We start from the raw sequence: 20,133 nt of genomic DNA on the forward strand, positions 1-20,133 counted from the left end.
TCGATTCTGCTCTGCACTGGTGACAAAACCGGCTGGTAGTTGCAGATCAGTTCGTTCTGATGTTGCCCGGGCGGGGCGGCGCGGGTCCGGCCGTAGAATCGGATCCCGTGGAAATCCCTCCTGAGCTGCTGCGGCTCCGCCTCGACTTCCTCGCCGCCCAAGCGCGTTGCGAGGAGCTCTCCGCCGCCATGCCGACCAACGCGCAGCTCCGGGAGGGATACGAGATCAGCCGCGAGGACCTCGATGAGAGGAATCGGGCGCTCGGCGAGGCGCGCAAGGCCCGGCTCGTCCTGGCGGTGGAGCTGTCGGGGCACCCCTGGTTCGGGGAGCAGAAGGACGCCGTCTCGGCGCGGGAGGCTGTTGAGAAGGCGGCGAAGGCCGCGCTCGCAGGCAGTGGGCTGGAGCCCGCGGCGGCCTGACACCGGTAACGCGAAGGGCCGGCCTCGCGCGAGTGCGCTGGGGCCGGCCCTTTGGTGTTGCGTGCACATGGTCCGTGAGGAGAGGGGGGCCGCCCCGGGCTGGTTGCCGGGGGCGGTGGGTGGTCACTCTAGGAATGGCGGGAAGCCCAGTTCCTCCGCCAGGTGGTCGGAGGCTGAGCCGATGAGTTCTGCCTGGTGTTCGGCCGTGTCCAGCCTCCGTTGGGAGGCTCCGGCGTGTACGGCTTGTCCGCAGATGTCTGCGAGGCCGTACCACTCCAGGATCATCACCTTGAGCAGTTCCTTCGCGTGGTTGCTGATCGGCTGTGAGTCGATCAGGTCCAGGCGGACCCTTTCCAGGCGCTTCATCGTCTCGGTGGCGGTGAGGCTGGGGCCGATCTCCGGGAAGCCGATGCGCAGGGGCAGCGCTTCCAGGATCTTGGCGATCAGGGCCAGGGTGCCGACGAGCAACCGCGCCATGTCGCGCTGTCGCTTCGGGTTGTCTTCCACCCGATTCTCCTCTGTGGACTTGTCAATGTGCGGTGTCGGCGGGGGCTTCTGACTTCCCCTTGCCGACGTCTCTAACTATACCGCAAACCGGGGACTAGTGCAACAGATTGGAGAGGGGGTCCCGCCCGACCGGATGCCGGGCGGGGCCGTGAGAGCTAGCTGCCGTCCTCGTCGTCCTCGTTCTCGCAGGGCATCATCTGCATGAACACCGCGAGGCCCGAGGCCACCTCGTTGATCAGGGCTTCGGCGATGTCGAGCCGGAACCCGTCATCGCCCGCCATGTCCGCGAGGGCGACCGCCTCCATGGCGGCGATCCAGCGGACGATGCACCCGCCGAGCACCTTGCCGGGCAGGTCCGGCGTGCCCATCTCGACCATGAGGGTCCGCGCCCGGTTGAGCGAGGCCATCACCTGGACCGTGTCGCCCTGCTGGACGTCGTCGATCTCGATCGGGAGGGGCAGGTGCTTCGTGAGCGCGTGCCGGATGCTGTCGAACAGCAGCACGAGGTAGCCCACCAGCTTCTCAATGGACTGGTCGTCCATCTTCTCTCCTCTGTGGATTTGTCAATGTGCGGTGCCGGTCCGGGGCTTCTGACTTCCCCTCGCCAACAGGACAACAGTACCACGTTTTCGGGGATTAGTGCAACGAAAATCCACCCCAAGATCTCGGCTAAATGGGTTGCACTAGTCCCCGATATGCCGTAGAGTTTGAGGTGTCGGAAGGGAAGTCAGAAGCCCGGCCGACAAACCGCAGATTGACAACTCAAGAGAGGAACCCAAGTGGAAGACGAGTCCAAGGACGCGTTCCGCGAGGCCATGATCGAGTGCCTGGACGCCTACGAGACGCTGGCCCACATCCTGCGGCGGCACCTGCCGATCGCGATCGAGGTTCCGACCCCCTCCGGGCCGGAGCCGGTGTGGTCCCTGCGCGAGGCGCTCAACGCCCTCACCCGCACGCGGGAGGAGCTGCTGCCGACCATGGTCGGCCTCTCCGCCCTCTACCGGGAGCTGCTGGAGCAGGCGATCGTGGCCTGGCAGCAGGCGGCCGACGTCACGTCGCTCATGGGGGAAGCGGGGCCCGCCCCCTGGCGGGTCATGCTCGTTGACGATCTCCTGCAGATCGTCTTCACCCTCTTGAGCGCCTACCTGGACGAAGACCCCTGCGCAGGGCACGAGTCCGACGCGTAGCGCGATGGTCCGCCCCGGCATCCGGTCGGGGCGGGCCCCTTGGCCCACTTCCACAAAGGTTGCGCTAGTCCCCGATTCTGCGGTATGCTTGGGGTGTCGGCAAGGGAAGTCAGAAGCCCAAACCGGCACCCGCAGATTGAAAACTCCACAGAGGGACACATGGACGAGGACAAGAACCTCTACCTGGAGTTCGCCACCGAACTCCTCTCGGTACTCGCCGAGATCGCGCACATGCTGCGCTGGCACCTCCCGATCGCGATCGGGATCCCGGGGTACGAGCCCGGAGCCTTCAAGGCCCGGCCCGCATCGAACCTCACCACCGCCATCCGCCACGTCGAACGGGCCCGGCACCTCCTCAAAGAGGAGCCGCTCACCGAACGCCACCGGGACATGTTCAACGACATGCTCCTCAGCTGGCTCTCCGGCGCGGAAATCACGGACGGCATCGGCCAGCACGGCGCGACCTCATGGCGAGTCGACAGCGTCGACGCGCTCATCGACACCGTCGAGGGCTACATCGAACTGATCGCAGGAACCTTCCCCTGCACCGAGCCCCCACAAGGAGCAGTCTGAACCCCTCGCCCCGGGCAGCCAGCCCGGGGCAGGGCCCCACGCACCACCGCCGGGAAAAGGAAAGAGCCCGGCGGGAGGTAAAACGTCAGAAGCCGCCGGGCTCAACCGCAAATCGACACTCCCGAGGAGCCTGGCCGGCGCCCTGGAGGAAGACGCTCACAGCATACGTCACCCGATTGAGCGACAGAAGAGGAACCACCATGACCGCCTGGACCGCCCGCATCATCGCCGTCACCGGCACGCTCACCACCGACCAGACCGAGACCATCGCCGCGGGCCTCCCACCCGGGGCGACCGCGCAGCAGCTCGGCGACACCGACCGCACCATCCTCAGCTTCGAGATCGCCGACGCCGACAACCTCGTCGAGGCGACCAGCGACGCCTACGCCCTGGCCCGCGCCGTCCTCAAGAGCACGCTCGGCACGGCGGACCTGGTCGGCGCACGGATCGACACCACCGCCGACTACTGGGAAGAGCTCATGCACCCGCAGGAGCCCGACCTCATCGGGATCAGCGAGGTCGCCGAGATGCTCGGCGTGTCCCGGCAGCGGGCGGAGAAGATGGCCAGCGGTGGGCAGAACTCGCGGTTCCCCAAGGCGCTGCGCTCCGAGGGCCGCGCGAAGCTCTACCACCGGGTGGCCGTCGAGCGGTTCGTGAATAGCTGGACGCCGGGCAAGCCGGGCAGGCCGAAGCGCGCGGACGCCTGAGAACGCCGAAGGACCGCCCTGCAGCGCAGGACGGCCCTTCCGGTGACCAGGGGTCAGGCGAGTTCGTAGCCGGTGACGACCACGCCGGTCTCCGGCGTCTCGGTGACCTCGGCGGTGAGGTGCTTGCCGGGCAGCTCGCCGGTCGCCAGCCCGATAGCCGCGGCGACCTCGGCGGCCGGGACACGGATCGGGTTCTGGTCGGTGATCTTGAAGTCGGGGATGACGAGCTCGGACTGGTCGCCGAAGTTCAGCAGGACGGTCACGGGGACGCGGGCCATGGGTTTCTCCTCTGGGATTTGATGATCTGCATTGTCAGGGTGCGGGCCCGCCCAATCGAGCGGACGGGCCCGCAGGGGGTTCACGCGGTGGCCAGGGTCTCCCACGGCCAGGAGGCGTTCCTACCTGCCTCCAGAAGCGGCAGCGCCCGGAACGTCGCGTCCGTCAGGCCGCCGAGCTCGTGCCGGGTACCGGTGCCGGACGGGATCGCCCCGTACCGGTAGCCGACCAGGTTGAAGCCGTACATCGGGACGTGCGCCGGGGCGGCGTCGCTGGCGTTCCCGGCGAAGCCGCCGTTGAAGGTCTGCATGTCCGAGAAGATCACGATCCGGTCGTGACCTCGGTAGGTGCTCCGGACCGCGCTGGCGATCTGGGTGCCGTGCCCGACCTCGCCGACCCTGCGGACGAACCGGTCGACCTCCGACAGAACCGAGCCGCCGCGGCGGACCTCGTGCCTGAAGACGCCGTCAGCGAACCCGTGCAGGTCCACCGAAGCGCCCCGCATCGTCAGCGCCACGCCGAACAGCGCGGCCGCCTGGACGTAGTTCATCTCCGAGCGCTCCGACACCCGGTATTCCATCGACGATGACGTGTCGACCAGGACCAGGGTCCGGCCGGGCAGGCTCGGGATGTGTTGGGTGGAGAAGCTGAGCGCCTTGTCGAGCGCATGCCCCCACCGCAGCGACGGGGCAGCCTGGTATGCCTGCCACCAGCGGAACGGGAACATCCGCGAGCTGGCGATGACGTCCGGGTCGGCGAACTTCGCGCACACCTGCTCGGCGACCTCGTCGGACACGCCGACCTGGTCGAAGTTCCGCAGGTTCCTCGCGAGCGCCATGACGCCCATGGACGGGATGACGGCCTCCCACGCGGCGGCGTCCATCGGCCCCTCAAGCCACCCGGCGAGCGCCTCCCAGGTGATGCCCGCGGCCGCCAGTCGCTGAGATCCGTCGGCCTTCAGGAGGAGCTTGCGCCGCTTCTTGTGCGGCACGGCGAGGAACTCGGCGCGGGCACGCAGCATCCCGAGCCGCTCGGAGATCGGCTCGTGCGGGTTCTGGCGGCGGTCGATCGCGTGGGAGAACAGGGCGGCCCGGTGCGCGGTCTCCTCGGCGATGTAGGCGAGGACGTCGTCTTCGCTCATCGCGGCGAGCTGCTCGGCGGGCAGCCGATCGAGCAGGTCCGGGCGCGGGGTCGGGCGGGCGTGCACGAGCTCCAGGACGTCGGCGAACCGGACCTTGTTGTCGCGGGAGTCCCACTTGATGAGGGACCGTTCGGTGTAGACGCGGCGGATGGCGTCGCTGATGCCGCGCTTGACCGGGATGGGCATGCTGCGGCCGTAGCGGGACTGCCAGTAGGCGATGGCCTCGCCGGGCTCGTCGCCACGCTGGATCGCGGCGTCGATGAGCTGCCGGTTGCCCTCACGGATGCCCGCGGTGACTCGGGCTCGGATCGCTTCGAGGGCGGCGACGAGGGCGGCGGAGCGGATGTTGCCGTCGCCGCGGAGCCAGGTCACGAAGTCGAGCATCCATGCGCCGTCGTCGAGGGCGACCATGTGGACGAGCTTGCGGAACCGGTCGGCGCGGTCGCCCTTCGGCTCGTAGAAGGACTTCTCGTCGGTGAGGGAGGCGGCGGCGAGGAGGAACAGTTCGCCCTTGGCGTCGCGTTCGAAGCCGGGGCCGCCTTCGTGGGTGAGGGCGGGGCCGGTGGTGGTGATGGGGGAGCTGGCGGCCGGGCGGAGGCCGGCGGTGTTGTACTTGCCCAACGTAAAAGTGCCTTCCTCGGGAGTGGGGGAGGAAGGCACGGGATGTCACGGAGGGGCGCCCGAGTTCAGGAGTCGGCGGCGGGGGACTGTACGCGCTCTAACCGCTGAGCTACTCCGACCGTTGGCCGGAGCCGGGATTTGAACCCGGGACCTCGTCTCCCCAAGAGAAGTACCCGTCGCCTAGCGCAGCGGGCGCCCCTTCTCGCGTGTGCTTCCTCCCGAGTTCAAGGGTGACGGCGGGGCTTTGTGGTCCGAGGTGTGAGCTCGGATTGTGAAGTATCCGTCGTCGGCGCAGCGGGAGGAGTTATGAATTTGTGGTTTAGCAGGGCCCCCTGCCCGACAGGATTTGACGCCGAGTCGGCAGGGGGTCCTGCTCATGTGCCTGAGTTCAAGGTCGGCTGCGGTGTACGTAGGCGCTCTGCCAATTGAGCTACTGGCCGCAAAATATTGGCCAGGCGGGATTCGAACCCGCAACTCCCTCATTAACAGTGAGAAGTAACCGCGGCCTGCGCAGCAGGCACATGAAGTTGTCGAGCAATTCCGGCACCCCGTGGACCGGCTTGCCGGAACCGCTCTGTCTCCGACTATATGGGGGTGGTGGGGGTATCGCATTCCCATTTCGGTGGAGATGATGCGACTCACAAACTCACGTGGAAAATGGCAAAGTGAAAGCAGTTCATGTTTCAGTGAGCCACTCGCGACGGAAGTCCAGCCGGCCCGCATACGGCGACGCGAGGATCCGCAGCAGCTCGCCGCGGAGCTCACGTGCGCCGCAGTCGTCACCGCGGGAGCCCTCGATGTTGACCGCGAAGTCCTCCAGCCCCGTCCAGACCTCATCAACCACCCGCCGGCGTGCTTGCACGTCGGCGAGGAGTCGCCCCGATGGGATGGCGATGGTGTTGTGCTGGTAGTCGTCGTCCAGGATGTACACGTCGATGCCCTCGTCCTCGCCAGCCGCGTGCGCGAGTCGCTCCTCTTCGGCGTACCGGTCTTTGAGATAGGCCAGGATCTCGATCTCGTGCGTCATGGGGCCCACTCTCTCCGGTAACCGGGGTGACCGGCGTGCACCGCGGCGAGAACCTTGAGGATCTGTGGTGGTTCGGGCTGGCGCACCTGGTCGGCGGGGCGTCTCCGTCGCCAGTAGGACTCCTCGGTGTAGTCGAAGCGTTCCCAGCCGTCCCGGCCCTGCTCGACGTTCCGTACCCAGCCCTCACCCTCGGGCGGGACGTTGTAGTCGTGGAACGCCTTCCGCTGTCCTGCCGTGCTCCGGTACTCCCACTCGGGATGACGGCCGCGGGCGTGTAGTTCAGCGTCGGGCACGGGCTTGAGGGGCTCGGGCGTGTACATCTCCAGGATCGCCCGCCATGCCTCCACCTCACGCAGCACGTGGGCGGGGTCATGCAGGGCAGCGTGCGGGCCGAACGCGCCGACGCCGCTGCCCCATGGGCCGACGGCGATGTAGCCGGAGCCGGCTGCGTCGGCTTCCCGAACGGAGTCCGTGTCTCCGTCCCAGGCCCCTCCGCATTCCTGCGCGGCGGCCAAGGCAAGGCGCTCCGCCTCGTTGAGGCGGGCGGCGAGGAATGCCTCGATCGTCAGATGCGCGTCGCGCGGTTCTCGCACCGCAGGACCGTCATCTGATGCTTCGTGCTTGGAGATCATCGGTGCCGAGTGCTCCTAGTAACCGTTCTGCATCTTGGACCGTGAACAAGTAAGAAAGATTCGTCTTAACATGGGTGAAACAAACCCGATCCAGCAGCCGATGAACCAAATGTCGGGTGAGTCCGTCCCCGACACCGGATGGCCTCCAATGCGCCCCTAGCCCCCAGGCGCACCATCCGGCACTGGCAGCGGGATGGCCCGACCCGCACCGCCAGAGCGGTGGTTCGGGCCGGGATCGAGGCTAAGGCCAAGGGAGCTCTCCCGGCCCCACCACCGCGTACCTACTTCTTCCGGTCACCGCCACCGCCCGGAGCGGTGGGACGTGTAGCCGCCGACGTAGCCTTCGACTCGGAGAACGGCCATGGACTGGCGCATCCGGATCGGCTCCCCGTAAACGGAGCCGATGCTGCTCATGTCGTAGAAGTCCTCCTCCATGCCGTACTCGAGCTCGACGCACCTCGGGTGAACGAAGGTGACTTCCTCCCGCGTGCCATCGTCGTAGTACGCAATGGTCTCGACCCGTTCCAGCCGCCGCGGCCGGGAGGAGATCGAGCCGCCGCCAGTGAGGCCACCCGATACGACGAGATCTGCGGCGGGCACCTCGCCGATCTTGTCGTCGACGGTGCGGACGAGGTCGTCGATGTTCGGGATCACCGCAGGTTCCTCCGGTTCACGTCCTGGACAAGCTCGCTCCCTACCTCGGACCACCATGTCGTCATCCGCTCCCGCGCCTCGGGCGCCGCGGTCCTCTCCGGCTCGGGCACCGGGTCGTCGATGAGGATGAACGTCGGCTTCACCGCCGGCCTCCCCGTGCCGCGCGGCTCTCGGAGATGACCGCCGTGTCTGCGGCCGCGAGGACGAGGTCGGCGTACTCGTCCTCGTGAAGCCACCGGTTGCAGTTCTTGCACTTGGTGATGCCGTCGGCCTCGGTCTGCAGCGTGGCGATCATGCCGCAGGACGGGCACCGGCCCGGCCGAGGGCGCACGACGGGGTCGGTGCGGGTCTGGGCCTGCAGGAGACGCTGCCAGCGCAGCGCGGTGTGGCCGAGGTCGGCGTACTCGGGGACGCCGAGGATCGTGTCGAGGTGCTCGACGATGAACGCGATCGCGGTGGACCGGTTGTGGGCGCCGCGGCGGGTCCCGCGCCGGACGGGCAGGTGGCCGAGGCTGTCGCGCCACTCGTCTTCGACGCGGGTGACGGTGCCGTACAGCTCGTCGAGCAGGTCGGTGATCGGCGACGGCGATGCGGGGGAGGCACTGCGAACGACGCGTTCGCCGGTGCCGGCGACGCGGACCCGGTGGCCGTCGGCCCAGGAGCCGAGCAGGCTGGCGAGCTGGTCGACGTCGGCCCATGCGGCGCGGATGCGGGTCTTGCAGCGGCCGCACCAGATCGGGTCTCCGGCCGTCCAGACGACCTCAGGGGTGTCGGGGTGGGTGAGGTCGTCGAGTTCGAGCTGGGCCGCCGCGGCGGCCTCGTCGTTGCCGTCCTCGATCGCGCGGTTCAGCGCGGAGGCGGCGCGGACACCGGCCTCGTTGTAGTCGGCGACGGCCTGGACGTAAGTGTCGTGGAGGTCGCGGGCGATCTTGTTGCAGGCGCCGGGACAGACGGTACTGCTGGGCAAAGGGGTTCGTCCTCCCGTTTCCACAGGTGCGGAGGTAGAGTGCGTTTCGGACGCTTTGAGGGCTTCACCCCGGGGCGGTGGGTCGTGCAGGACTCGCCGCCCCGTTTTCTTTGCTGATGCGGCAAACGTGACGAGTGGGGCTTCTGTTCCCCGCGGCTACCCGGTCAGGACCCTCATCGCCGCTTTCACCTGCTCCAGCGCACCGAGCTGCTCGCGGAGCCGGGCGTTCTCAGCGTCGGCCTTGGCCAGCTGCGCGGACAGGCGTTTGTTCTCGGCCTCCAGGGTGGCGCGGTCGCGGTCGGCACGACGTACAACGGCGTCCGCTGCGGCCTCCAAGGCGGCGCGGATCTCCGCGCGTAGGTCGGGTTCGGGCGGAGACTCCGCGGCATGGTCCGGCAGCTCCGGAGACGGCGGCTCAGCGGCACGCGGCGCGGTGTCCTCCCATTCACAGGACAGCCACCACGAGGGAGGGCTGCTGTCCGGCGTCAGGCAGACCGCATTCCCGGAGCCGAGCAACGTGCGGATGACGTCCCTACGGACCTGCTGGGAGATCCCGGGGAACACCCCGCTCGTCTTGGTCGGCAGCGCTCCGAGCCACAGCCATCCGGGCCGGCCGTCTCGCTCACGGCTGCTCAACGGTCCGGTCTCGATGATGACGGACCAGAGCCACCATGCCGCGGTGTCCGGGTCAGCGGCGGGGTCGAGGTCGTCCGGCGGGGCGGGCGGGGCGGTCTTCGCGGGGACGGATGGCATGGGCGGCTCCTCTGCGCTGGCCGTGGCTGGGCTGCGAGGTCGTCGGGGCGGGGTGTTGGGGTCGTAGCCGATCGAGCGGAGGATGCGCCGTTCGTTGGAGAGGTCGCCGTTGGTGTTCCGGCCGATGGTGACGTGTTCGCCGGCGGGGCTGGTGATCTTCCATAGGGCTCCGCCCTTGCCGCACTGCTCGGCCGAGAAACCTGCCTTGCGGGCCTGCCGGATGAGGGCGTCGATGTCCTTGCGGTTACTCACGGACGCTGCCTGCGCCGTGGATCTGTTCGACCTCCATCGTTTGGACGTTGAGGACGAGCCAGGCCCCGGCCGCGGCCCGGTCGGCGTCCAGCCCGTGAACGTGCAGGCCGCCTTCGCGCGGCGTGGGCAGGTGCCGGTGGTAGCCGCGGTGCAGATGGCCGTGGAACAGCCACCCCGGCCGGACCTCGTCAACGACGGTCTGAAGCCGGACGCGGTGCTGGGTGTTCCGCACGAGGTCCTCAGCCGCCCACCAACTCGGCGGAGCCGGGAATTCGTGCAGGACGGCGGCCGGGCACTCGTGGGTGACGAGCACGTCCACCGGCCCGTCGTGCGCGACATGGTGCACCTGCGCGGGGGTGATCTCCTCCTGAGGCCACCAGTCCAGGCCCTCGGTCCGCATGGCCTTGTCGAGGGAGACGGCGCCGCCGAGCGCGCACCAGGTCCGGTCGTGCCACGTCCAGCGGTGGCCGCGGCGCAGGTGCCAGATCCGGTCCCGCAGCCAGCCCTTCCCGGCCACCGTCGGGATCTGCTCGAGCGCGGGGAACCATTCGTGGTTGCCGTCGACGAACCCGAGCACACCGCCGACGTCGCCCAAGATGCGGTCGAGCTTCCGCAGGTACTTGTCGCCGCGGGGTCCGGGCCAGACGCCGAAGTCGCCGAGCTGGAGCACGAGAGGGGTCTCCTCGCCGGGCAGGAGTTCCGGCAGGCGGCGAATCAGGTTGAGGGCCCAGGCGGTGTTGCCGTGCCAGTCGCCGGCCACCACGATCCTTGTCGGTTCAGACGTCACGCGGCACCTCGATCCGGTGGAGCTCGTCCAGGACGACGAGGTGCGGCAGGCTCTCGATCTTGGCGATCGTCCGGGTGATGTCGAGCGTCCGCTCCGGATAGTCCTCGTAGGTGGCATCTAGAAGAACGCACACCTCCCGGGTCATGTGCCGGTCGGCGTGTGGCGCCCAGAACTCCGCGCGGTGCCGCGGGTGGTCCGCGGACTTCCGCCATCCGAGCTGGGTGAGGTACCCGGTCAGCGCCTCGGGGCGGATGCCAGCGGCGGCGCGTAGGTCCGTCACCCGGGTGTTCAGCTCCCGGGCCCAGTCGGGCAGTCCCGGCGTGTTGGCGGCGGTGAGGCGGTATCCGGCCGGGCCGAGCGCGCGGAGCGCCAGGCGGGCGATCACGTCGGCCTCGCCGCCGGACAACATGATCTCGTCGGAGGCGAGGAGCGATGCAACCGCGTTCGGCCCGGGTCGGACACGGAAGTGCTGGCGGATCTCCGCGGCGACCGCGTCGATCAGATCGTTGGAGTGCATGGGCGGGCGGGGCTTCGGCGCCGACATCATGACGTCCTCGTCTCTACGGTGGGGCGGGGCGGGGTGTAGTGGGCGGCGCGGACGTCGTGCAGCCAGGCCTCGACTGCGGCCCGGTCGGGATGATCGGGCAGCGGGGTGCGGGTGGCGTCGAAGTCTGCTTCGGCCCGGACGAGGAGGGTCTGAGTGGCGCCGAGATCACCGTTGGCGACCTGCTCCCCGAAGGCGTGGTACCAGTCCGGGTCCGCAAGCCTGATCGTCAGGCTGCCGGTTCGGTACAGCTCCAGGCCTTGGTGGATGAGGCGCGCCAGGTGGCGGGCGTGCTTGGCGGTCCGCTTTCGGGTATCGGCGCTGAAGCTGCCGTCGCCACGCGCTTCGAGGCGGTGGAACTGGCTGGCGGCGTAGCCGAGGTAGGCGCTACGGACGGCCTTCGCGGACAGGAACGCGCCGCGCAGCTCCAGGAGTTGGTCGCCGAGCGGCGTGCGGGTCTCGTAGTCATCGAGCCAGAGGAGTTCGGTGACGGTCGGGTTCATCTGGAGGACGAGGGCGGCGTACTTGCCGGCCTCGTGCAGCGTGATGTCCTCGGTCGCGCCGGTGGTGACGCGGGAGGCGTTCTTCCCGACGGGAGGGTTCAGCCCGTGGAAGGCGATGGTGGGGGTGGCGTAGACGCCGAGCTGGTCGACGTCGCTGCCGGGGAGGGCGAGGCCGTAGGCGGTGGAGCCGACAATCCCGGACAGCAGGACACTGTCGCTGCGCACCTCAGTGAGCCGGGAACCGAGAGTCTCCTCTCCCCGGGTGACGAGGACGAAGCAGTCGGGACGGTCGGGTGAGTTGGGGTGGCAGACGGGCTGTCCCTGGCCGAGCCTTCCCCACCCTCCGGCAGGGTCTCCGCACTGGCGGCCGCAGTGCGCGCAGGTGTTCGCGGTCATGGTCAGCCCTTGTAGTTGAAGATTTGGTGGAGGGTGTGCAGCACCTCGACGAGGTCGCGCTGGTCGGCCATGACCTGGTCAATGTCCTTGTACGCGGCGGGGTGCTCGTCGACGAGCTGCTCGGCCCGGTCGTCGTTCCACACCCGGGCGCCCATGACGTGGCGGAGCGAGGACGCGCCGAGGCTGATCCGGGCGTGGGTGCGGGACATGCGGCGGCCGGCCCCGTGCGAGCAGGAGTTGTAGGAGGCGGGGTTGCCGCGGCCGCGGACGATGTAGGAGCGGGTACCCATCGAGCCGGGGATCACCCCGAGATCGCCCTGGGCGGCCTTGATGGCGCCTTTGCGGGTGATCCACAGGTTCCGGCCGTGGTGGTTCTCCTGCTGGGTGAAGTTGTGGTGGCAGTTGATCACCTGGACAACGCGGCCCCCGCCGACGACCTCGAACAGGGCGGCGTTCAGCTGGATCGCCATCGCCTCACGGGAGGCCATGGCGTACTGCTGGGCCCACAGCATGTCGGCGATGTAGGCGTTGAACACCTCGTCGCCTTGGACGAGGTAGGCGAGGTCAGGGTCCTCCAGCTCGATGAAGTACCGCTTCATCAGCCCCTTCGCCTCGCCGATGTGGCGCTTGGCGAGCTGGTTGCCGATGCCGCGGGAGCCGGAGTGCAGGACGGTCCAGACCGTGCTGTGCTCGTCGAGGCAGACCTCGACGAAGTGGTTGCCGGAGCCGAGCGTGCCGAACTGCGTGGTGGTCGTGCGGAGCTGCTTCATGGTCAGGTCGGTGTGCGGCAGGCCGAGGTCGGCCATCCCGGCGAGGGCCTGGTCCTCCGCGGCGTGGCCCTTGCCGACGCCGGCGGGGATCCGCTCCTCCACGAGGGGCATGAGGTGGGCGAGGGTGTCGGGGAGGTCGGAGGCGGTGAGGGTCGTCTCGGTGGCGATCATTCCGCAGCCGATATCGACGCCGACTGCGGCGGGGATGATCGCGCCCTGGGTCGGGATGACGGAGCCGACGGTGGCGCCGATGCCGACGTGCGCGTCGGGCATGAGCGCGACATGGGACGGGACGAAGGGGAGGCGGGCGGCGCGGGCGGCCTGCTCGATGGTGCCGGGTTCGATGTCGCTGGCCCAGGACAGGATGCCGGGGGCGGGCTGGTTGGGCATGGTGCTCCTCAGGTGAAGGGGGCGTCGTAGAAGTCGAGGCCGTCGGCCTCGAAAGCGGTGTCGTCGTTCGGGCCGCGTAGGAAGCTGGGGTTCGTGCCCATCACGCATCGCCCTGAGGCGTGGGTCGGACGCGCTCCCACCTGGAGGTTCCGACGTTCCACGCGTGGGAGCCGAGGTGGCGGATCAGGTCCGGCAGCGTCAGGAGGTCGGCCATTGCTGCGAGGCCGTCGAGGGCGATGGTCGGCACCTTGCGGCAGGGCGGGGGGCCGCCGGCATAGGCGATGGGGACGACCACCGGGACGCTCTTGTCGAGCTGCTCGCGTTCGGCGGGCGTGGCCGGGGCGTACAGGTCGTCGACCTCGGCGAGGAACAGCGCCATGTCCGACCAGTCCCGCCCCTTCCGACGCTCAGCCAGCGCGGCGACCAGGATCACCAGGCTGGTGGTGTCGAATGCGTGACGCTCGGCGTGGACGGCCGTGGGGTGCTGAGGAGAGAACCGCGCCGATGTGTCCGGCTCGCGATGGCATTCGTGCTCGCAGGGCCCGCCGACGCACGAGCTGCACTTGCCGTCGCGGCAGTCCGGATCGAGCAGCGGCTCGCCCGCAGGGGAGGCCGCGCGCACGAGCTCGGCGACACTAGCCGAGACCCGCCCCTCCGCCACGGCCTGGCGGACGTAGGCTTCCTGCTCCTCCGGGGATCGCAGCACCACGGCGACGGGCTCGGGGCGGTGCAGGAACGTCACGTTCTCACAGATCAGGATCGTGACAGCCTTCGACGGAGGGCCCTGCTCCTTGCGATGGAACGCGCGGGAATCACGAGTCGGCTGAATCCGGATCCGCCACTCCAGCGGGACAGACCGCTCCACCTCCTCCCGGATCGCGTAGCCCCGCTCGTTCAGCAGGACGCTTCCGTCTGCGTCCACCACGACTTCGGACACGGACTCTGTAGGCAGCACGGCGCCCTCGACGTACCGCTTCCACTCGTATTCCGAGCGGTAGGCCTGCCAGATGTCCAGCACGGTGCCTTCGGTGATCTGGCAGGACCGGCCCGCGCTGCTCGGGTAAAGGACGGTGTCGCCGACCTCGACGCGGTTGCCGCGCCAGTCGATGAACTCCGGGGTGCTCACACGCTCACCTCGCCGCCGGGCTGGGGCCGGTAGTCGGCGACCGCGTGGAGCGGGATGACGATCCCGCCGACCTTGCGCGCGTGGTCCTCGGCGTGCTGCGGGTCGAAGAACCGGCCCATCATCATGGCTCGGTCGGTGCCGTGGATGGGGGCGACGACCTCGTACACCGCCGCGTCGGGCTCCGGCTCCATGGTCTCGTCGAAGGCGAACGAGGACACTCCGACCAGGCCGGGCAGGAAGCCGTCCAGCCGGTGCAGGAGGTCCTGCTGGAGCATGCTGGCGGGGTCGTCGGTGGCGAAGGTGAGGGTGACCGCGACGCGGCCGCTCGGGTCTCTACGCGGTTTCGTCATCGGGGGCAGTCGTCTCCGCATCGGGTCTGGGTTTCGATGAGCATCAGGCACATGGGGCAGGGGTTGTCGACCTCGGAGAAGGTGGTGACGACCTCGGTCACGCTGGTGACGTCGGCGCCGCACAGGGCGGTGTTCCAGTCGCAGCAGACGGAGTGGTCGAACGGGTCGTCGTCGCCGTCGGGGCCTTCACCGGCCGGGGCCGGTGTCGGGTCGAGGGCCTGGGTTGTCAGGGGGCTCTCCTGGTTCGGGCCGGCCTTGCAGCCGGGAAGGAGTGTGGTCTGGGCAGCGGGGTCCGGGGAGGTAGAGGCGGGTGCCGCTGGCGCGGCCGCACGGCTGGCCGTTGACGTACCAGCGGCACCCGACCTCAGGCGGGTTAGAAGGGAGGCTCATCCGAGTAGCCACCCGAGTGGCCACCGGCCGCGGCGGGGGTCGCCCACGGGTCGTCCTGGGGGCCGCTCTGCGGGCGCGGGCCGTTGTCCGACCGCTGGGCGTAGCCGCCCTGGGCGCCGCCGCCCTCGTTGCGCGGCGGACGGACGGCGAGGCCGATGGAGTCGAGGATCAGCTCCTGCGCCCACCGCTTCTCGCCCTCCCTGGTCTCCCACTGGCGGGACTTCATCCGGCCGGAGACGACGACCTCGACGCCCGTGCGGAGCTGCTCGGCGCAGGCCTCGGCCTTGGCCTTCCAGATCGTGGCGTCGACGAAGAACACGTCGGTGTCCTCCCACTGCTTCGTCTGCTCGTTCAGCCGACGGTTGTTGAACGCGAGGCCGATGGTGGCGACGGGGACGCCGCTCGTGGTGAAGCGGAGGTCGATGTCGCGGGTGAGCCGGGCGGTGCCGGACAGGGTGGGCAGCGGCATGGTGGGGGTTCCTTTCAGGGGGTGCGGTTCTGCATGGCGAGGTGCTGGACGCAGGTGGCCATGAGCGCGCCCGCGTTCTTGCGGAGGCGGCGGCCTGTGGTGTGGTCGAGGCGGGTGTCGTAGGAGATGCCGGTCAGGCCGGGCGCCAGGTCCCAGCCCTCGTTGTCGCGGACGATGCGCAGGGAGACGCGCAGTACCGGGCCGCGGCCGTCGCGGCAGAGGGCCTTGAGCTCGTTCGCCGCCCGCCGAAGGAGGATGAGGTCCTGGGCGATGGCGCGGAGGCGGGCGAAGGCGCGGCGGACCTTCACCGGAGTTCCTTGGTGACGGCGCTGATCCCGTAGACGATGCCGAGTCCCGTGGACACGATGAAGGCGATGGGGATGGCGGTCTCGAACGACATCGTCGGGACCATCGGCCACCAGGCGTGCACGGCGCCGACTGCGAGCATCAGGGTCCAGGCGGAGACAGCCATGCCGAGCGCGCTCAGGAGGATGCGGAAGAGGAACTCGAACAACAGGGGTCCTTTCATCGGTCCCAGCGGAGGTTGAAGGTGATGTCGATGACCGCCACGAGAGCGACGGCGATGAGTGCGAGCAGGACGTGGAACGGGCCGAGCGGGTCGGTGCGCCGGTAGAACGCGTCGATGAACTGCTCGTAGCGGGTGGAGGCCTGCCAGCGAAGCCGGATCAGTCGGTTCACTGGCGGCTTGCTTTCGGTGTGCACGTGTGGGTGTCGAGGTGGCGTTTGAAGATGAGGTTGAGGGCGCGGCGCCGTTCGGCCTCGGCCTTGGCTTTGTCCTGGTGACCGCAGACGCACGGGTCACGAAGGCGGGCGATTGCTTTGCCGATGAAGAGCAGGCCGGTGGCGATGAGGGTGCCGACGACGATGACGGCGGTGATCATGCGGTGTCCTGCGTGGTCGAAGCGGACGGCGGGTCGAGGGTGATGCGGAAGAGGTCCTGCAGGCCGGACCGGGCGAATTCAGAACCGGGAGGGTAGGACTCGACAAGGGCGCGCACGCGTTCGACGGCAGCTTCGGCGGCGGCCAGGCGTTCGCTTGGCTTCGGTGTGAGGGGCTTGACGGTCTCGCCCATGGCGACCCGGTGAGCCCGGTGCGCGATCCGCTGCTCCTGCATGGTCTGGGTGATGTCGGACCGCCACATGCCGCACTTGCAGCGCAGGTAGCTGCGGTGTTCCGCAGCGCTGTACCACTCGGTGGCGAGGTGTTGGCGGCTGCTCATGACTTCGCCTCCGCCTGGTCGAGGTCGGCGAGGATTCCGCGCAGGTCGTCGGCGCGGACGTAGTCGAGGACGCTGCGGCCGACGCTGCTGCGGGGGCGTTTCACTATGTGCCGGAGCCGTGCGATCGCTACGTGCAGAGCCGCGTTCTCTGTCTCCGCCCGGATGAGCGGTGCCCCGGCGGGGTCCGTGCTTCTGGCCAGGACGCCGTCGACGATCTCGGCGATGCCGAGCAGCTCACCAGCGATGGCCTCGCGGCCAGGCGTCACCATCCATTTGGTGGCTGTGGCCTTGACAGCGAGCAGGTTTGTGGCGAGCGCCGCCCTCTCGGCCTTCGCGGCGTTGCAGGCGGCATCGGACGTACTGGCTGCAGCGCGGGCGTTGCGGACGTCCGCCCGCAGCCGCTCCAGCTCCTCCTCAGCTTGGCCAAGCGCTGCCTCGTGGCCGCACTCGATCGGGTCGGAACAGCCAGGGCGGCCGTCCGGGAGGGTGAGCGCAGCGAGGAGTTCGGCGCCAGCCTCGGCCAGAGCAGTCGCGATGGGTTCCGGCAGCTCGCCCGGCTTCCTCTCGATCCACCGCTTCGCGAGGTCCCATGCCTTCTGATGGGAGACACGGAGCCGTTCCCGTTCGATCCGCTCGGCCTCGACCTGCTCGGTCAGCGCGGTGGCACGCGCCCGGTAGGCCCGCTTCTCATCGCCGAGGGTCCGGCTCACGCTCTCGGCGTACCGGAGCCGCTTCCGCGTGGCGGCGCGGCCGATGCGGGCGGAGGCCCACGCGGTGCGGAGCCGGTCGTAGCGGGCCTGCAGGTCGTCACGCTCCCGCTCGAGGCCGCGGGAGATGGCACGCTCGTTGGTCAGCCAGGGCAGCACGGAGTGGGTGATGTCGCCGACGCGGGAGGCGTAGGTGACGGTCCAGCAGAGCCGCTCGGTGATCTTGCGGCACAGGTCGATGAGGACCGGGTCGTCCTCCGGGCACTCCGCGGGCTCGTTCTCGGCGATGCGAGCGCGCAGGGAGTCGAGGTCAGGGTGCGTTGCGGGGCCCTGCAACGCCGTCACGTCGTCCGTGATCGCGTCGGCGCATTCGCCGTGCAGGCTGGTCGGGAGGTGCTTGCGAACGGCGGCGTGAACTTCGGCGCGGCGGTAGGCGGCGGCGAAGGCGGGCCGGGCCATCTGCTCGGCGATGAACTGGTCGACGTCGTCCGGGTCGGCCTCAGCCTGGTGGTCGATGACGAGGTTGGTCCAGGTGCAGCCGCGTCCGTCGTCGTGGAACTCGTGGTCCCCCGTGGCGACGCAGGGACCGAGGACCTTGCCGAACATGCCAGAGTCCGTCACCCCGCACACGGCTGCGGCGCTGATGACCTCGTCGAGGTGCTCGATCAGCCGCTGCGCGTAGTGCGCGGCGACGCCGTCTGGGCTGCACCACTGGCGGTAGTCCTCGTCGAGGAAACGGCGGTGCTTCGCAATACCGGCGCGCAGCCGCGCGACTTCGGATTCGGCGTCCACAGCACACTGGCGTTCCTGCGCCCGATCCTCGGGCTCGGCAGGAGAGTCGAGGACGGCGAGGAGGCTTTCCGCGCTGGCGTGCACGGCCTCCCACAGCTCTGCTCGCTTGGCCAGAGGGATGCCCGCGTAGTTGTCGATGAGCTCGGCCTTCGCCGCGAGGAGCCGTTCTATCCCCGGGCGCACCTGCTTCAGGGCGGCCTCGGCCTTATCCGCACGGACGTACTCGGCGTAGTGCTTGTTGGCGCCCTTCGCGCAACCGAGGCAGGAAGTGCCCCAGTTGAGGGCGTCTTCGTAGCTGGCGGCCCGCTGCTCGGCGGCCTCCGCGCGGTTCGTGAGACCCTCCCAGACCGGCCCGAGCTCGGCCATGACGACGGCGCCGGCCTCGCGCGGGGTAGGCGGGCAGTGCATCCCAGCGCCGGGGAAGTGGTCCGCCCGGTAGACGTACATGTGGGCGTCGGCCGGGTCGACGTCGTCCTTGCCGGGCTTGAAGCCCTGCGCGAGTACCTGGACGATCCGGTCGTTCAGGCGCTCGAGGTCCGGCCAGGCAGCGGGCTGCTGCTCGGGCTCAGCGGAGGTGGGCAGGAGTTCCTCGGCGGCCAGGAGCTGCTGGTCGGGGACGACGATGTTGTAGCCGCCGCGCGGGTAGGTCTGGTTGCCTTCGGCCACGACGCAGTCCCAGGAGCCGCCGTGCCACTTGAAGGGGACGACGATCAGCCCGGTGGCGAGGCGGAGGATGCGGCCCTGGGCTTCGTAGGCGAGCCAGCCGCTGGTGTGCTTGTCGTAGATGGCGTTCACGGGGCTCCGGTCAGGACGTCGATGGCGCGGTGGACTCGTTCGTCCAGCTCGGCGGAGGAGACGACCGCGGTGATGCGGTGCGGGAGGAGAAGTGACGGCGCGAGGTCGAGGGCGTCGGCGATCGCGAGGAACGTGGTGAGGGAGAGGTCCTGGCGGCCGACCTCGATGTTCGACACGGACTGGCGGGACAGGCCGGCAGCGGCCGCCAGCCCGTCCTGCGTGAGCTTCCGGTTCTTGCGGTGGGTGCGGATGGCGGCGCCGATGGAGGCGAGGACCTCGCTCACAGCCACTCTCCCGGGCAGTAGAAGGTGTCGCCGAAGGCGTCGTCCCACTCGTGCTCGGAGTGGTCTTCGGCGTCAGGGCAGGCCTTCTCATGGATGGGCGGCGGCTCGTGGAGGAAGCGGTAGCCCGTCGATGTCGGCACGAACCGGCGCAGCCCGATGCGGGTGGTGGTGCCGCGCCGGTCGCTTGGGGAGCCATCGGCGTTGGTGAGGATCGAGCACACGGCCCGCTCGCCTTCGACCCGCTCGATCCGCAAGGTCCGGCCAACGCTGCGGGGGTCGTTGTCGGCCCACACCTGGCCAGGCTTAACCGCGGGGGTCTCGTGGCTCAATTCAGCTCCGAGAGGGTGATCGAGCCGAGGTCGAGGGAGACCCGGAACTGCTGGTCCTCCGGACGGGCCTCGTCGTACTCCCAGGTGACGGAGATACGGCCGGAGGAGACGTTGCATCCGGGCTCGGTCAGCGCTGCGACCGACTCACGGATCGAGCGGCCAATGTCGACGACGTCCGGCACGTACAGGAGCGGCTGGCTGCTGCCGGTGATGTCGCTCATCCAGATCCACCTGTTCGCGAGGAACACCGCGGCGAGCTGGTCGGCGATATCGGAGACCTTGCTGTCGTCCAGCGTGGGCCGGGCGGGAGACGGGGTGTCAGTGCTCATCGGCGGTTCCTTCGTCGGGTCTTGCGGTGGTAATCGGAGGTGTGCGGCGCAGGGGGAGGGGAGGCCGCGCGGAGGATGGCGAGGCGCCGTCGACGGGCTGCGCGCTGCATGGCTCGTGGGCGGGTGCGCCGCATGAACCCCACGAACGTCTCGCCCGAAGCGGGGCTCGGCCGCCACGTCGCGCGGATCTCGTACCGACCCGCGGCGGGGATGGTG

Annotated in this window: 30 protein-coding genes and 1 tRNA gene; 4 read left to right on the forward strand and 27 right to left on the reverse strand. The window is 69.3% G+C overall.

All coding sequences use genetic code 11. The annotated features are described in order from the left end of the window. Positions 1-107 precede the first annotated feature (107 nt). Positions 108-419 (forward strand): Link domain-containing protein, encoded by a 312-nt coding sequence (locus EDD29_RS00405; protein WP_123661610.1) that lies wholly within the window; start codon positions 108-110, stop codon positions 417-419. 123 nt (positions 420-542) lie between these two features. On the opposite strand, the gene EDD29_RS00410 is transcribed toward EDD29_RS00405, so the two are convergent. After that, complete coding sequence (locus tag EDD29_RS00410; protein WP_123661611.1) at positions 543-926, reverse strand: hypothetical protein; 384 nt, start codon at positions 924-926, stop codon at positions 543-545. A gap of 155 nt (positions 927-1,081) precedes the next feature. Further along, a complete protein-coding gene (locus tag EDD29_RS00415; RefSeq protein WP_123661612.1) occupies positions 1,082-1,468 on the reverse strand; it encodes a hypothetical protein in 387 nt (128 codons plus the stop codon). A gap of 237 nt (positions 1,469-1,705) precedes the next feature. Here EDD29_RS00415 and EDD29_RS00420 point away from each other — a divergent pair, with 237 nt between their 5' ends. From EDD29_RS00420 to EDD29_RS00430, 3 genes are all read left to right on the forward strand, one after another. After that, entirely contained in the window at positions 1,706-2,113 is a 408-nt protein-coding gene (locus EDD29_RS00420; protein WP_123661613.1) for a hypothetical protein, read from the forward strand. 159 nt (positions 2,114-2,272) lie between these two features. Further along, the gene (locus tag EDD29_RS00425; protein ID WP_123661614.1) at positions 2,273-2,686 is read left to right on the forward strand and encodes a hypothetical protein; all 414 of its coding nucleotides are present in this window, start codon (positions 2,273-2,275) and stop codon (positions 2,684-2,686) included. Positions 2,687-2,886: 200 nt separating this feature from the next. Continuing rightward, complete coding sequence (locus EDD29_RS00430) at positions 2,887-3,393, forward strand: helix-turn-helix transcriptional regulator (RefSeq protein ID WP_123661615.1); 507 nt, start codon at positions 2,887-2,889, stop codon at positions 3,391-3,393. Positions 3,394-3,446: 53 nt separating this feature from the next. Here the strand turns inward: EDD29_RS00430 and EDD29_RS00435 are convergent, their stop codons facing one another. From EDD29_RS00435 to EDD29_RS00545, 25 genes are all read right to left on the reverse strand, one after another. Next, entirely contained in the window at positions 3,447-3,671 is a 225-nt protein-coding gene (locus EDD29_RS00435) for a hypothetical protein (RefSeq protein ID WP_123661616.1), read from the reverse strand. An 80-nt stretch (positions 3,672-3,751) separates the two neighbouring features. After that, positions 3,752-5,431 carry a TROVE domain-containing protein gene (locus tag EDD29_RS00440; protein ID WP_123661617.1) on the reverse strand — a complete coding sequence of 560 codons (1,680 nt, stop codon included), beginning with the start codon at positions 5,429-5,431 and terminating at the stop codon, positions 3,752-3,754. A 448-nt stretch (positions 5,432-5,879) separates the two neighbouring features. Next, positions 5,880-5,938, reverse strand: a tRNA-Ser gene (locus EDD29_RS00445). A 169-nt stretch (positions 5,939-6,107) separates the two neighbouring features. Then, positions 6,108-6,458 (reverse strand): DUF6221 family protein, encoded by a 351-nt coding sequence (locus EDD29_RS00450; RefSeq protein WP_148085826.1) that lies wholly within the window; start codon positions 6,456-6,458, stop codon positions 6,108-6,110. Next, the gene (locus EDD29_RS00455; protein WP_123661619.1) at positions 6,455-7,051 is read right to left on the reverse strand and encodes a DUF6221 family protein; all 597 of its coding nucleotides are present in this window, start codon (positions 7,049-7,051) and stop codon (positions 6,455-6,457) included. Before EDD29_RS00455 ends, EDD29_RS00450 begins: the two co-directional genes overlap by 4 nt. A gap of 333 nt (positions 7,052-7,384) precedes the next feature. Further along, the gene (locus EDD29_RS00460) at positions 7,385-7,744 is read right to left on the reverse strand and encodes a hypothetical protein (RefSeq protein WP_123661620.1); all 360 of its coding nucleotides are present in this window, start codon (positions 7,742-7,744) and stop codon (positions 7,385-7,387) included. Further along, positions 7,741-7,887, reverse strand: coding sequence for a hypothetical protein (locus EDD29_RS45190; RefSeq protein WP_170201234.1), 147 nt, complete (start codon positions 7,885-7,887; stop codon positions 7,741-7,743). Before EDD29_RS45190 ends, EDD29_RS00460 begins: the two co-directional genes overlap by 4 nt. Continuing rightward, positions 7,884-8,711: a hypothetical protein gene (locus tag EDD29_RS00465; RefSeq protein WP_123661621.1), complete on the reverse strand. Its 828-nt coding sequence runs from the start codon at positions 8,709-8,711 to the stop codon at positions 7,884-7,886. Before EDD29_RS00465 ends, EDD29_RS45190 begins: the two co-directional genes overlap by 4 nt. A 156-nt stretch (positions 8,712-8,867) precedes the next feature. Next, positions 8,868-9,716 (reverse strand): hypothetical protein, encoded by an 849-nt coding sequence (locus EDD29_RS00470; protein WP_123661622.1) that lies wholly within the window; start codon positions 9,714-9,716, stop codon positions 8,868-8,870. Beyond that, positions 9,709-10,503, reverse strand: a complete 795-nt coding sequence (locus EDD29_RS00475) for a metallophosphoesterase family protein (protein WP_148085827.1) — start codon at positions 10,501-10,503, stop codon at positions 9,709-9,711. Before EDD29_RS00475 ends, EDD29_RS00470 begins: the two co-directional genes overlap by 8 nt. Continuing rightward, a complete protein-coding gene (locus EDD29_RS00480; protein WP_123661624.1) occupies positions 10,493-11,050 on the reverse strand; it encodes a hypothetical protein in 558 nt (185 codons plus the stop codon). Before EDD29_RS00480 ends, EDD29_RS00475 begins: the two co-directional genes overlap by 11 nt. Beyond that, positions 11,047-11,946 carry a nucleotidyltransferase domain-containing protein gene (locus tag EDD29_RS00485; protein ID WP_123661625.1) on the reverse strand — a complete coding sequence of 300 codons (900 nt, stop codon included), beginning with the start codon at positions 11,944-11,946 and terminating at the stop codon, positions 11,047-11,049. The genes EDD29_RS00480 and EDD29_RS00485 overlap by 4 nt, the downstream gene beginning before the upstream one ends. Before the next feature lie 2 nt (positions 11,947-11,948). Next, on the reverse strand, positions 11,949-13,106 hold the full coding sequence (locus EDD29_RS00490; protein ID WP_123661626.1) for an RtcB family protein: 1,158 nt from the start codon (positions 13,104-13,106) through the stop codon (positions 11,949-11,951). Positions 13,107-13,206: 100 nt separating this feature from the next. Further along, positions 13,207-14,232 (reverse strand): hypothetical protein, encoded by a 1,026-nt coding sequence (locus tag EDD29_RS00495; protein WP_123661627.1) that lies wholly within the window; start codon positions 14,230-14,232, stop codon positions 13,207-13,209. Continuing rightward, entirely contained in the window at positions 14,229-14,582 is a 354-nt protein-coding gene (locus tag EDD29_RS00500; RefSeq protein WP_123661628.1) for a hypothetical protein, read from the reverse strand. The genes EDD29_RS00495 and EDD29_RS00500 overlap by 4 nt, the downstream gene beginning before the upstream one ends. 373 nt (positions 14,583-14,955) lie before the next feature. Continuing rightward, complete coding sequence (gene ssb / locus EDD29_RS00505; protein WP_123661629.1) at positions 14,956-15,441, reverse strand: single-stranded DNA-binding protein; 486 nt, start codon at positions 15,439-15,441, stop codon at positions 14,956-14,958. Positions 15,442-15,455: 14 nt separating this feature from the next. Beyond that, on the reverse strand, positions 15,456-15,749 hold the full coding sequence (locus EDD29_RS00510; protein WP_123661630.1) for a hypothetical protein: 294 nt from the start codon (positions 15,747-15,749) through the stop codon (positions 15,456-15,458). Beyond that, on the reverse strand, positions 15,746-15,955 hold the full coding sequence (locus EDD29_RS00515) for a hypothetical protein (protein ID WP_123661631.1): 210 nt from the start codon (positions 15,953-15,955) through the stop codon (positions 15,746-15,748). Before EDD29_RS00515 ends, EDD29_RS00510 begins: the two co-directional genes overlap by 4 nt. Before the next feature lie 11 nt (positions 15,956-15,966). Next, positions 15,967-16,140: a hypothetical protein gene (locus EDD29_RS45195; RefSeq protein WP_170201235.1), complete on the reverse strand. Its 174-nt coding sequence runs from the start codon at positions 16,138-16,140 to the stop codon at positions 15,967-15,969. After that, positions 16,137-16,343 carry a hypothetical protein gene (locus tag EDD29_RS00520; RefSeq protein WP_123661632.1) on the reverse strand — a complete coding sequence of 69 codons (207 nt, stop codon included), beginning with the start codon at positions 16,341-16,343 and terminating at the stop codon, positions 16,137-16,139. Before EDD29_RS00520 ends, EDD29_RS45195 begins: the two co-directional genes overlap by 4 nt. Continuing rightward, positions 16,340-16,681, reverse strand: coding sequence for a hypothetical protein (locus tag EDD29_RS00525; RefSeq protein ID WP_123661633.1), 342 nt, complete (start codon positions 16,679-16,681; stop codon positions 16,340-16,342). Before EDD29_RS00525 ends, EDD29_RS00520 begins: the two co-directional genes overlap by 4 nt. Continuing rightward, positions 16,678-18,975 carry a hypothetical protein gene (locus tag EDD29_RS00530; protein ID WP_123661634.1) on the reverse strand — a complete coding sequence of 766 codons (2,298 nt, stop codon included), beginning with the start codon at positions 18,973-18,975 and terminating at the stop codon, positions 16,678-16,680. Before EDD29_RS00530 ends, EDD29_RS00525 begins: the two co-directional genes overlap by 4 nt. Beyond that, entirely contained in the window at positions 18,972-19,259 is a 288-nt protein-coding gene (locus EDD29_RS00535) for a helix-turn-helix domain-containing protein (RefSeq protein ID WP_170201236.1), read from the reverse strand. Before EDD29_RS00535 ends, EDD29_RS00530 begins: the two co-directional genes overlap by 4 nt. Continuing rightward, complete coding sequence (locus EDD29_RS00540) at positions 19,256-19,552, reverse strand: hypothetical protein (RefSeq protein WP_123661636.1); 297 nt, start codon at positions 19,550-19,552, stop codon at positions 19,256-19,258. Before EDD29_RS00540 ends, EDD29_RS00535 begins: the two co-directional genes overlap by 4 nt. A 32-nt stretch (positions 19,553-19,584) precedes the next feature. Next, positions 19,585-19,917: a hypothetical protein gene (locus EDD29_RS00545; protein ID WP_123661637.1), complete on the reverse strand. Its 333-nt coding sequence runs from the start codon at positions 19,915-19,917 to the stop codon at positions 19,585-19,587. Between the last annotated feature and the right edge of the window lie 216 nt (positions 19,918-20,133).

Source organism: Actinocorallia herbida, assembly GCF_003751225.1.
GTDB lineage: Bacteria > Actinomycetota > Actinomycetes > Streptosporangiales > Streptosporangiaceae > Actinocorallia > Actinocorallia herbida.

Excerpts from the sequence above, each read along its gene's own strand:
- EDD29_RS00545 (WP_123661637.1), bottom strand. The coding sequence starts at position 19,917 with ATGAGCACTGACACCCCGTCTCCCGCCCGGCCCACGCTGGACGACAGC.
- ssb (WP_123661629.1), bottom strand. The coding sequence starts at position 15,441 with ATGCCGCTGCCCACCCTGTCCGGCACCGCCCGGCTCACCCGCGACATC.
- EDD29_RS00425 (WP_123661614.1), top strand. The coding sequence starts at position 2,273 with ATGGACGAGGACAAGAACCTCTACCTGGAGTTCGCCACCGAACTCCTC.
- EDD29_RS00415 (WP_123661612.1), bottom strand. The coding sequence starts at position 1,468 with ATGGACGACCAGTCCATTGAGAAGCTGGTGGGCTACCTCGTGCTGCTG.
- EDD29_RS00500 (WP_123661628.1), bottom strand. The coding sequence starts at position 14,582 with ATGACGAAACCGCGTAGAGACCCGAGCGGCCGCGTCGCGGTCACCCTC.
- EDD29_RS00450 (WP_148085826.1), bottom strand. The coding sequence starts at position 6,458 with ATGACGCACGAGATCGAGATCCTGGCCTATCTCAAAGACCGGTACGCC.
- EDD29_RS00520 (WP_123661632.1), bottom strand. The coding sequence starts at position 16,343 with ATGATCACCGCCGTCATCGTCGTCGGCACCCTCATCGCCACCGGCCTG.
- EDD29_RS00490 (WP_123661626.1), bottom strand. The coding sequence starts at position 13,106 with ATGCCCAACCAGCCCGCCCCCGGCATCCTGTCCTGGGCCAGCGACATC.
- EDD29_RS00485 (WP_123661625.1), bottom strand. The coding sequence starts at position 11,946 with ATGACCGCGAACACCTGCGCGCACTGCGGCCGCCAGTGCGGAGACCCT.
- EDD29_RS00480 (WP_123661624.1), bottom strand. The coding sequence starts at position 11,050 with ATGATGTCGGCGCCGAAGCCCCGCCCGCCCATGCACTCCAACGATCTG.
- EDD29_RS00430 (WP_123661615.1), top strand. The coding sequence starts at position 2,887 with ATGACCGCCTGGACCGCCCGCATCATCGCCGTCACCGGCACGCTCACC.
- EDD29_RS00435 (WP_123661616.1), bottom strand. The coding sequence starts at position 3,671 with ATGGCCCGCGTCCCCGTGACCGTCCTGCTGAACTTCGGCGACCAGTCC.
- EDD29_RS00525 (WP_123661633.1), bottom strand. The coding sequence starts at position 16,681 with ATGAGCAGCCGCCAACACCTCGCCACCGAGTGGTACAGCGCTGCGGAA.